Raw genomic sequence first — 6,419 nt, 5'->3', positions numbered from 1 at the left:
AATAGAGATACTACTGCTTATTACTAAATACTAATCACGCTAATCACTAATTACATTAATCACTAATCACACTAATCACACTAATTACATTAATCACCAAAAAAAACATATCCCCAATGAAAACATACTCATACCTCATTCTCACCCTGGCAGCCCTCACCCTCTCCTGCCAATCCCCCAAGAGAACTTCCTCAACCGAAGAGCAAGCCACCATCGACAGCATGGCGCCCAACCCATTCATCACCCACATGTACACCGCCGACCCCTCGGCACACGTCTGGGCAGACGGACGCCTCTACGTATACGCCTCCCACGACATCGCCCCTCCCCGCGGCTGCGACCTCATGGACCGCTACCACGTCTTCTCCACCGACGACATGGTGAACTGGACCGACCACGGCGAAATCCTCAACTCCTCCCAAGTCCCCTGGGGACGCAAGGAAGGCGGCTTCATGTGGGCACCCGACTGCGCCTACAAAGACGGTACCTACTACTACTACTTCCCCCATCCCAGCGACACGGAATGGAACAACAGCTGGAAAATAGGCGTAGCCACCAGCAAGCACCCCGCCAGCGACTTCACCGTGCAAGGCTACATCGAAGGCATGTCCCCACTGATAGACCCCTGCGTATTTGTCGACGACGACGGCAAGCCCTACATCTATAATGGCGGCGGCGGTATCTGCAAAGGCGGCAAGCTGAAAGATAACATGGTGGAACTGGACGGCGAAATGCAAGACATGGTAGGCCTCGAAGACTTCCACGAAGCCGCATGGATACACAAGCACAACGGCAAGTACTACCTCTCTTACTCCGACAACCACGACGAGAACTGGAACGACGGCGTGAAAGGTGACAACCGTATGCGTTATGCCATCAGCGACAGTCCGCTCGGCCCCTGGAAGTCAATGGGCATCTACATGGAGCCTACCGACAGTTACACCAACCACGGCTCCATCGTGCAATACAAAGGAGAATGGTTCGCCTTCTATCACAACAGCGCCCTGTCCAACCACGACTGGCTGCGCTCCATCTGCGTAGACCGGCTCTATCACAATGAGGACGGGACGATTCGGATGGTGGAGCAGAGGAAGTGAGCGGGAAAAAGAAAGCTTTCAAGCACCCATAGCCTAAAATGAGTAATACAAATAATATCAACAACATCATCACCCCGATAAATTATCATCCAAGAAAAAAGAATCCGCGTTCATCCGCGTAATCCGCGCCTAAAAGATTGCTTGCATCGCGCAGCCAATTCATAATTCAAAATTTAAAATTCATAATTCAAAATGACTCATCTAATCCACCTCTTCCTGTTATCAGCAGCATTCTCCCTGCCGGCAATTGCACAGGAAACGACCAAAGAAGTAAAGACCGTCAGCGTAACTAACGTCGATTCCGAGACTTCGGTTCACCACGCCTCTCTTGGCACTTCGGTTCACCACGCCTCTCTCGGTACTTCGGTTCATCACGCCTCCTCCGGCAGTTCAGTTCATCACGCCCCCTCCGGCGCCTCAGTTCACGTCCCCTTCCCCGGCACCAAAAGCAAGTGGCACGAAGGCGACCGCTACGACTTCAAGTTCGAGGGACGTGACGCCATCGTCGTCGCCCCCCTCAAAGCCGCCCCGGGCAATCCGTGGATATGGCGTCCTGCCTTCTTCGACGCCTTCTCCAACGCCGACAAAGCCCTGCTCGAGAGAGGCTTCCACGTAGCCTACCTCGACGTCACGAACGACTACGCCAGCCCCCGCTCCATCAAACTGGGCAACAGTTTCTACAAAGAAATGGTCGAAAACCACCACCTCTCCTCCAAAGTCGTAATGGAAGGCCTCAGCCGCGGCGGACTCTACTCCCTCATCTGGGCTTCCCGCAACCCCAACAGCATCGCCTGCCTCTACCTCGACGCCCCCCTTTGCGACGTATTCACCTGCCTGAAGAAACTCCATAAAAGATCCTGGGAAACCCTGCTGAAGGAATGGGAACTGACCGAAGAAACCCTCGACCGCTTCGACGGCAACCCGATAGACAACCTGGAACCGTTGGCCAAAGCCGGCGTCCCCATCATCAGCGTCTGCGGCGACGCCGACCTCAGCGTCCCCATCGAAGAGAACATGCTTGTAGTACGCAACCGCTACCAAGCCCTGGGCGGAACAGTGGAACTGATTATAAAACCCGGCTGCGGTCACCATCCGCACGGCCTCGAAGACCCGCAACCCATAGTGGAGTTTATCGTGAGCCATCAGCCGGAAGCGAAGAAGTAGTAACGAGACTTGAACACGGAAGCACAGAGTTCTTTTCTTTTATTGAACACAGAGGCACGGAGACACAGAGATACAGAGTTTTCTTTCTCTGCGACGTAGTCGCCCCCTCTCTGTGTACTCTTATTAAGGTTCTCTTCTTAATAGAAAAAGAAAACTCTGTGTCTCCGTGCCTCTGTGTTCAATAAAAGAACTCTGTGCTTCTGCATTCAAGCATAAATTCTTATTATTACTCTCCAGCCTCACTCAATATAAAGATAATCATAGTGCACCACCGCCCTCTTTCCATGCTTGCCCATCGCCTCCAGCGCCTGCCTGGAGTCACAATTAGCCTTTCCTACCCCTATAGGATTCCCCTTAAAGTCGACAATCCGCACAATATCATCCTTCTCGAACTCTCCTTCAATAGCGGTGATACCAATAGGCAGGATACTGACCGCCTTATCAGAATTCAACACCTCAGTGGCGCACTGATTAATATGCAATTCCCCCTTAGCAAACCCTTCACTATGCGCAATCCACTTCTTAACACTGGATACCGGATCGGCAGAAGGAACGAAACGCGTGCATAGCGTATCTTCCGCATGTTGTATCAAATCGACCAGAATATTATCCCGCTTGCCGTTAGCAATAACAACCGTGATACCCTCATCCGCCACCTTGCGGGCAATGTTAGTCTTGGTTAGCATACCACCGCGCCCGAAGTCCGACTTGGAAGTTTGAATGTACGACGAGAGGTCCTTACCCTGTTCTATCTCACGAATCACCTCCGAAGCAGGGTCAGACGGCACACCATTATATATACCATCAATATTACTGAGAATAATCAGCGCCTGCGCATCCATCATAGAAGCAATCAATCCGGACAATTCGTCATTATCCGTAAACATCAGCTCGCTTACGGAGATAGTATCGTTCTCATTAACAATAGGGATAACACCATTCTCAAGCATCACCGTCATGCAATTCTTCTGGTTGAGGTAGTGCCGGCGGGTGGCGAAGTTCTCTTTCATGGTCAGCACCTGTCCCACAGGGATGCCATGCTCCCGGAACAGTTCGTAATACCGGTTGATAAGTTTTGCCTGCCCCACGGCAGAGAAAAGTTGGCGTTGGTCTACACTGTCCAGCTTCTTGGCGGGGTGCACTTCACTGCGTCCGGACGCTACAGCCCCGGATGAAATGAGGATGATTTCTACTCCCGCCTTATGCAGTTCGGCTATCTGGTCTACCAGGGCAGACATACGCGTCACGTCCAGAGTGCCGTCGCGACGTGTCAATACGTTGCTGCCTACCTTGACGGCAATTCTCGAAAATGATTGATTCATCTGTTGTTGTATTGTTCTTTTGTAGTTTTAAAGGAAGGACCGTATGTGGTTTTAAAGGAGGAATTATTCTTCATCGCCCCCTTTACCGCGCTCACGTATTATCTCCATAACACCTTCGTACTGTTCTTCACTGACAAGGATTGTTACATCCGGCGCTATATAAGGGGCAATGGTACCCATGAGACCATCTTTAATGATAGTTGCTATACCACTGTTTTCGAGTAATCCTTTAACAAGTTCGGCCTCCCACGGCGAACCTTTAAACACTTCAACTGTACGACTATTGTCTGTTGCTTTCATAATGGTATGAATTAGTATGTTTCTGTATTACAAATATAACAAGTATTTCGGAGAAAAGATTCGTTTTGTTGCTTAAGTTTAGTGATATATGCGAATCAGGAGTATCGGCTTTAACTCCTTAACTACTAACGAAGTGATAACTACTTTAACTCCTGAAGTATAATAATGCAGGCTAACTCCTTAAGCACGAATTATAATTCAATTCGCTGTACACTCACTTCCTGATTCAGAAACGTAGAAGCCGACTCGATAAACTTATCCTCCGCCTCGGTAGTGTAATAAGTACAGTTTCCCCCTTTGGTACACTTCCTGTCCATCTCCGGGTGGCGGTGCAGATAGTCCTTCAGGCTATCCGCCACCAGTTCTCCCTGGGCTACTGTAGTTATATTCTCCGGCATATACTTCTGTATCTTGGGTAGCAGCAAGGGGTAATGCGTACAACCGAGTATAACGGTATCTATAAGCTCGTCTTTAGCAAGAAGTTCGTCTATGTATTTACGGACGAAGTAGTCCGTCCCATCTCCTTCCGCCTCATTGTTCTCGACAAGCGGCACCCATAGCGGGCACGCCTCTCCGTGTACCCGGATATCCGGGAAAAGTTTATGTATCTCCAGCGGATAAGACTCTGACTTGATGGTTCCCGCCGTGGCAAGTACCCCTACATGACGGCTGGACGTAATCGTATCAATGCATTCCACCGTGGGACGGATAACGCCCAGTACACGCCGTGTGGGGTCCATATTCGGCAAATCGTTAGTTTGTACACTACGCAACGCTTTGGCCGACGCTGTATTACAGGCGAGGATTACAAGGTGGCAGCCCATTTCGAATAGTTTGGTTACCGCCTGCAAGGTAAATTCATATACAATTTCAAAGGAGCGCGTACCGTAGGGCGTGCGGGCATTATCTCCTAAATAGATATAATCGTATTGAGGTAAAGCCTTCCGTATTTTGCTCAGGATGGTCAATCCACCGTATCCTGAATCGAATACGCCGATAGGGCCGGGAGTAGTTGGTAATTGTTGTTTCATGATAAAATCTATACGTACACTCTGCAAATGTACATGAAATCATCCGTATTTTATACCGGTTGAATAACAAACTTTCAGCTCACCCTGAATTTCCGGTGCACAAGTTACACCGCATGAGTCAAATCTCCCTTTCTCAATACTGTTCGAATTACTTAGTAGTAGTGTCCCAACTACTACTAACCTGCATTATTCCTACTGTAGGAGTTAGAGGAGTTATCACTTCGTTAGCCTGCATTATTCATAAGTGTCTTGTCATAAATGAGAATTTATGTTTGAACACAGAGTCACCGCTAAATTCTCATTTATAGTACAAATAATTATTACGAAGCACTTACACTATGAATAATGTAGGTTAGGAATTGCAGTCCAAAACTCCAACTCAAAACACCTCCATAAAGTTGAAAATCGATTTTTATCTGCCATCTGCCACCTTTTTGCCAGTATCTATCTGATAATAAACAAATTAGAGCGTTGCAGATACCCGTTGCAGATGTGTTGCAGATACCTTATCTGCCACACATCTGCAACACATCTCCCATCTATCTCCCATCCTGCATCATCCTGCATCATCCTGCACCGAGCAGGCATATATCCTGCACCGGACAGGGCGCGATTTTAGTTTCATCGCAATGAAACTGTTTGTTCCAATGCAATGAAACCTTTAGTTCCATCGCAATGAAACTAAAAGTTTCAACCTGCTGAAACTAAATGTATCGCTTGTTGGAACCAAAGGTATCACTTGTTGGAACTAAAGGCATTACCTATCGGAACTAAAGGTATCGCTTGTTGAAAGGCACCGCAACTCCAAGACCTTAGTTAGTCTGCATTATTCATACTGCAGGAGTTAGAGGAAGAAAAAAAGGCATGGACTGCATAATACTGTCCACGCCTTTCTCAATCCAAAAACAACAATTATATATTTTTCTACTTGATGCCTAATTGGGTTTTTACCTTAGCAGTAACATCCACACTTTCCGATCCAATATAAGGTATCGGAGTACGAGCCATATCAAAAACATAAGTTACACCTTCTGCTTTGCCCACTGCCTGGATAGCATCATCCAATTTCTGGTAGATAGGAGCCATAGCATCTTGCTGTGCTTTCTGCATAGATTGAGAAGCATCCTGCTGGAACTGTTGTTGCCTTTGAGCCATGTCCTCCAATTCTTTCTGACGTCTTTCTGCAATATTTCTCGGCAGAGAGTCGGCCTGTTGCTGGAAATCCTGCAACTTTTTATTAAACTCTTCCTGAGAACGTTGTATCTCTTCTACATACTGCTTAGACATAGCTTCGAGATCGGCTTGTGCTTTTGTGTATTCAGGCATTGCAATAATAACCTCCTGAGAGTTCATGTGAGCAAATTTCTGAGCCATCGCTCCCAAAGGAAGAGCGAACATTACTACGAGTAGTGCGATTTTCTTTAGCATAACATTTATTGTTTATTTTAATAATTAGTCATTGTATTTGTACAAATATAGCGCAAATAAAGAAGTAATACAAATAA

6 protein-coding genes are annotated in these 6,419 nt (G+C 47.5%); 2 read left to right on the top strand and 4 right to left on the bottom strand.

The features are described from left to right. Positions 1 to 116 precede the first annotated feature (116 nt). Both B2Z67_RS05865 and B2Z67_RS05860 read left to right on the top strand, forming a co-directional pair. On the top strand, positions 117 to 1,097 hold the full coding sequence (locus tag B2Z67_RS05865) for a family 43 glycosylhydrolase (protein WP_291528883.1): 981 nt from the start codon (positions 117 to 119) through the stop codon (positions 1,095 to 1,097). A 192-nt stretch (positions 1,098 to 1,289) separates the two neighbouring features. Continuing rightward, a complete protein-coding gene (locus B2Z67_RS05860; RefSeq protein ID WP_291528882.1) occupies positions 1,290 to 2,261 on the top strand; it encodes an alpha/beta hydrolase family protein in 972 nt (323 codons plus the stop codon). A gap of 239 nt (positions 2,262 to 2,500) precedes the next feature. Here the strand turns inward: B2Z67_RS05860 and proB are convergent, their stop codons facing one another. The 4 genes from proB to B2Z67_RS05840 form a co-directional block, all read right to left on the bottom strand. Further along, positions 2,501 to 3,583 (bottom strand): glutamate 5-kinase, encoded by a 1,083-nt coding sequence (proB, locus tag B2Z67_RS05855; protein ID WP_291528881.1) that lies wholly within the window; start codon positions 3,581 to 3,583, stop codon positions 2,501 to 2,503. 63 nt (positions 3,584 to 3,646) lie between these two features. Further along, complete coding sequence (locus B2Z67_RS05850; protein ID WP_291528880.1) at positions 3,647 to 3,883, bottom strand: DUF2007-related protein; 237 nt, start codon at positions 3,881 to 3,883, stop codon at positions 3,647 to 3,649. 191 nt (positions 3,884 to 4,074) lie between these two features. Beyond that, positions 4,075 to 4,914, bottom strand: coding sequence for a glutamate racemase (gene murI, locus B2Z67_RS05845; RefSeq protein WP_291528879.1), 840 nt, complete (start codon positions 4,912 to 4,914; stop codon positions 4,075 to 4,077). A 924-nt stretch (positions 4,915 to 5,838) separates the two neighbouring features. Beyond that, positions 5,839 to 6,342: an OmpH family outer membrane protein gene (locus tag B2Z67_RS05840; RefSeq protein WP_291528878.1), complete on the bottom strand. Its 504-nt coding sequence runs from the start codon at positions 6,340 to 6,342 to the stop codon at positions 5,839 to 5,841. Positions 6,343 to 6,419 lie beyond the last annotated feature (77 nt).

This window comes from Bacteroides sp. UBA939, from assembly GCF_002293435.1.
Classification (GTDB): Bacteria; Bacteroidota; Bacteroidia; order Bacteroidales; family Bacteroidaceae; genus Bacteroides.
Note: the sequence above shows the minus strand (reverse complement) of the source record. Positions and strands in the feature narration are given on the sequence as shown.

Bases quoted from the DNA above. Each gene is read 5' to 3' on its own strand.
- B2Z67_RS05860 (WP_291528882.1), top strand. From the start codon at position 1,290: ATGACTCATCTAATCCACCTCTTCCTGTTATCAGCAGCATTCTCCCTG.
- B2Z67_RS05840 (WP_291528878.1), bottom strand. From the start codon at position 6,342: ATGCTAAAGAAAATCGCACTACTCGTAGTAATGTTCGCTCTTCCTTTG.
- murI (WP_291528879.1), bottom strand. From the start codon at position 4,914: ATGAAACAACAATTACCAACTACTCCCGGCCCTATCGGCGTATTCGAT.
- B2Z67_RS05865 (WP_291528883.1), top strand. From the start codon at position 117: ATGAAAACATACTCATACCTCATTCTCACCCTGGCAGCCCTCACCCTC.
- B2Z67_RS05850 (WP_291528880.1), bottom strand. From the start codon at position 3,883: ATGAAAGCAACAGACAATAGTCGTACAGTTGAAGTGTTTAAAGGTTCG.
- proB (WP_291528881.1), bottom strand. From the start codon at position 3,583: ATGAATCAATCATTTTCGAGAATTGCCGTCAAGGTAGGCAGCAACGTA.